Below are 3,382 nucleotides of genomic sequence, written 5' to 3' on the forward strand. Positions count from 1 at the left end.
AGTGCCATGCCTACAGCACCCTATGTTGCTGCGCCACACTGAACGGGAACCGCACCGCTGTCGCGATTAGGAAGTTGGGTTGGGCGCCAACAACTGTTCCCCCCTCAACATGCGGGCAGCAGCGCTGAGCAGCTCCTCTTCCAGATAGGGCTTGGTGAAGTAGGCAGTTGCTCCCAGCTCCCGTGCTGTTTGCCGGTGCCGTTCTGCCCCCCGCGAGGTGAGCATGGCAACCGGGAGATGCTTGAAGTTGCTGTCTTCCCGCAGGCGGGTGAGCAGTTCTAGGCCGTCCATCCGCGGCATCTCGATGTCGCAGAAGATGAGGTCGCAGGGCAGGCCGCCGCGCAGCTTTTCCCAGGCATCCTGGCCATCCCGCGCCTGTTCCACCCGGTAGCCCACCTTCTGGAAAGACATCGAGAGCAGCTCCCGAACGGTGATCGAGTCGTCCACGATCAACACGGTGGTCTGGCGCACCTCTTCTGGGGTTGGCTCCTCATCCCGGTGATCCAGCCAGAAGCGGTTGAGATCCCGACGGCGACCGTGGGCTATGTCCACCAGCTCGATGATGTCGGCAATCGGCAGCACCCGCCCGTTCCCCAACACCGTTGCCCCAGAAATGCCCGGCGGCTTGGGCACAGGCCCGCGCAGTTGCTTGATCACGATTTCCTGCTCTTCCACAAAGCTGTCCACCTGCAGAGCAACATACTGACCGGCACTTTGCAGGATGACAATGGGAATGATGCCCTCATCCTGAGTGATGCTGTACACCTCAGAACGGCTGCGGCTGTGGCTGCGGCTGTAGGCCAGCAGATTTGAGAGGGGCTGGAAGTGAAGACGCTGATCCCGCCAGAGAATTGAGGGCCGCCCCTGCTCATCCGGCTGAACTTCGTCGGCAGGAACATCCAGCATCTCCTCCACGCCATCCAGGGGGAAGGCGATCAGGGCTTTGTCGCTGACACACACCATGGCCTTGGAAATGCTCAGGGTGAGGGGGAGGCGGATGGTAAAGGTGGTTCCTTTGCCTCGCGCAGAATCCACTTGAATGCTGCCGCGCAGATCGGTGATGTTGCGGCGCACCACATCCAGGCCAACCCCCCGCCCGGCCAGATCGTCCACCTCGCTGGCCTCGCGAACGCTGAAGCCAGGGTGGAAGAGAACGTTGAACACTTCGTCTTCGTCGGCTTGCTCCGACAGCAGCCCCAGCCTTTGGGCCTTGGCCTTGACCTTCTCCACCGGGATCCCGGCGCCATCGTCCGAGACGATGATGATGGTTTGGTTGCCCTGATAGAAGGCCTTGACGGTGATCTTGCCCTCAGGGGGTTTGCCCGCCCGGCGACGCTCCTCAGGGGGCTCGATCCCGTGTACCAGGGCGTTGTTCACCAAGTGGGTCATGGGGTCATAGAGCTCCTCCAGGATGGCCTTGTCGATGAGCGTGTCACGGCCTTCCACCACCAGGCTGGCCTGCTTGCCCGTTTTGATGGAGAGATCCCGAATGGCGCGGGGCAAGCGGTCGGCAACTTGCGAGAAGGGCACCATGCGCGCCCGGTTCAGGCCCTCTTGCAGTTGGGTGGTCACCTGGCGAAATTGGCGGGTGATCTGCTCTGCCTCATCCACGGCAAACTCGATGTCGGAGGAGGACTCGCGCACCCGCACGATGAGCTCAATGATCTCCTGGGCCAGAGCGTGGAAGGCCGTAAACTGATCCATCTCCAGCTTGTCGAACTCTTGGCCGGAGGAATGGCTCCGCCTTCCTCGGCTGGATCCCTCCCCATTTCGACCGAAGCCCACCGTTACCGTGCCGCCATAGGCTGAGCTGCTGCGGCTGGAGAACAAAGCCGATTCCAGCAAGGAGCGGTCATACTGATCCCGCATGCGCTGGCCCAGATCCCCTAGCTGTTGCACACGGCCCAACAGGCCATCCAGAAACTGGCGCAGACGGGTTTGGTTTTGCTCCATGCTGTTGCGGATGACCACCAACTCTCCCACCAGGTTGTTGATGGAGTCGAGGTGGCGCACCTCCACCCGCATCACAGGGTTGCTGAGGGCAGCAGTTCGCCGTGAAGTCGGCCCAGTTGCCGCCGGGGCAGCTGCTGCTGGGGTGGGGGTTGCTGGAGCAGCAGCGGCAACTGGCGGCGAAGGTGCTGGCGCCGCAGCAGGTGCTTGGGCAGGAACCTCGAGATCGCCCAGGAGCGATTCCAGCTGGGCTGCAAAGTCGTCAGCAGCCTCGCCGCTCGCGGCTGCAGGGGATCCCACAAGGGGGGCGATAGCCTTTTCTAGCTCAGGGGTTACCGCCGGCTCGGCAGCGTCGAAGAGGGCGGCCAAATCGTCCAAACGGGGAGCCGGAGCAGCTTCCAGCGCCTCTTCCTCTGGGGTCTCGGCCTCGCCAACAGGAACGGCTAAGGATTCATCTTCTGCAAACAGGCTGGCCAACTGGCTTTCCAGATCGTCCTCCGCAGGCTGGAGGGCATTTTCTTCCTCCAGTGCGGCAACCGGCGGCTCTGGCTCAGACACGGGCACTTCCGCCAGGCTGCTCGCTTGCAAAGCTTCTGTGTCCTCCAGGAAGGTGGCAAGATCCAAGGGGGGTTCTTCTTGGGGCGCTTCCCCTTCTGCAAAGAACTGGCTCAACTCATCCAGATCCACCTGGCTGTCGCTATCCATGGCCGAGAGGGATCCCCTGGCCCCCAGGCTCAGTTCTTCTGGGTCGGATTCCTGGGTGAATAGGGCATCGAGACGGTCGAAGGAGAGCTCGGGGGAAGGGGCGACTGCCTCCTCAGCCGTGGGTTGCAGGTCTGCGAAAGACTCCTCCTGGACCGGGAACAGGTCCTCCAGAAGCGCCCACTCCTGGGCTTCTGCTGTGTCCCCAGCTGCTGATTGGGTCAGGGGGATGGAGTCCCCATCGGACGCCTCCTCGAGGGTCTCGCCGGCGAAGAGATCCCCTAGGCTCAGCTCGGCTCCGAAGTCTGGAATTGGCGATTCCCTCGGCTCATTGGCCATGTCGGGCGACGTGGGGAAGGGTTCGCCGATAAAGAGATCCCCCAGTTGCTCAGCTTCGGCAGCATCAGCCTCAGCGATGTCCAGGGATGGGCCAAAAGAGGGATCCAAAAATACGGAAGGTTCACTTGCTTCCGGCATCGACCAAGCCGGATCGGCTTCTGCCGCAGGGGTGGAAAAAAAGCTCTCCAGGCTGTCTTCGGCAGTATCGAAGGCAGCAGAGTCGGCGAACTCTGAGGATCCCACCTCGTCGGAACCCGACTCTGCCAGATGATCTGCTGGGATGGAAAAATCCTCCGGCTGGATGTCTGCGGGAAATTCAGCCCAAAGATCTGCTGCGATTTCCCCATCCTCAAGGGTCTCTTGAAGGGGTGGAGACGGCTCAGCCGCCCAA

Annotated in this window: 1 protein-coding gene; it reads right to left on the reverse strand. The window is 61.9% G+C overall.

Going from position 1 to position 3,382, the window contains the following annotated elements:
• Positions 1-66: 66 nt before the first annotated feature.
• The coding region (locus NW820_RS05630) for a response regulator (protein ID WP_414406917.1) at positions 67-3,382 on the reverse strand (3,316 nt) is incomplete at its 5' end.

The sequence above is a fragment of the Synechococcus sp. R55.7 genome, assembly GCF_047461955.1.
Taxonomy (GTDB): domain Bacteria; phylum Cyanobacteriota; class Cyanobacteriia; order Thermostichales; family Thermostichaceae; genus Thermostichus.